General features: G+C 64.7%; 1 protein-coding gene. It reads left to right on the forward strand.

Annotated features, from left to right (window positions below; genetic code table 11):
• Positions 1 to 188, forward strand: a 188-nt coding sequence (locus BST27_RS30570) for a hypothetical protein (protein ID WP_211285337.1), incomplete at its 5' end; no start/stop codon positions are given.
• Positions 189 to 981: the final 793 nt, after the last annotated feature.

Here is a 981-nt window from a genome sequence, read left to right on the forward strand (position 1 = left end):
CGACGGGTGACACCGGAGCCACTGGCCCGACCGGTGACACGGGGGCGACGGGTGACACCGGGGCGACCGGCCCGACGGGTGACACCGGAGCCACTGGCCCGACCGGTGACACCGGGGCGACGGGTGACACCGGAGCCACTGGCCCGACCGGTGACCGGAGCAACCGGCCCGACCGGTCCGACGGGTGACACCGGCCCGACCGGGCCGACCGGCGACACCGGCCCGACCGGGCCAACCGGGGACACCGGTCCGACCGGCCCGTAGGCCGGAGGAGGGGGTAGCGGGTGGCTACCCCCTCCATAGACCGGTACTAGGGATCGCCTATCTACAATCTGTGGTGGACGTGGCTGGGTGAGCTGAATCCTTAGGGGGCCTAGGGCGTTCGATGGTGAAAGCGGTTGAACAATCTGCGCATTTCGACGCGGATTGGCGTGTCGTCGTGGTACTCGGGGCAAGGAGAAGCGACGATGCTGCGCGTGGCTAGTGCGGACGATGCAGTGCGGTGATTCATCGATCGCCGCCGCCCACGCAATTGCTAGTGCCAGTCGTCAGCCCGAGGGGTTATCTTTTCACACGTGGTGAGGGGGTGCACCGTGGTGCCAAGCTCAGCGAACGTGAACCCCACCGCGGCGGGGTTTTCGCCGAACAGCACGATTGGTGAGTCCACAGCCGGCCTCTACTCGCGTGGAACGATTCGCGACACGCGTTGCTGGATAACGACTTAGCGGTGCCAAAACCAGTGAATGCGCGCTACCCGACCTGCCTGAACATGATCGTGAAAGCGAGGCATACGTCATCGCGGAGATGCTAGATTCCGTCACGCCCCACATCAACTCGTAGGTGATTGTGGAGTCCTCGGGGGCAGAAAACCGCCAGCCCTGGCCCCAAATGCAGCCAAAACCGTTGTCAATGGCCATCTGGAAGTCCCCGTTTTTGGCCAGGAGAAGTCCCCGCCCCTGAGCGGGTGATTGGCTAACTCTT

Source organism: Mycobacterium intermedium, assembly GCF_002086275.1.
GTDB lineage: Bacteria > Actinomycetota > Actinomycetes > Mycobacteriales > Mycobacteriaceae > Mycobacterium > Mycobacterium intermedium.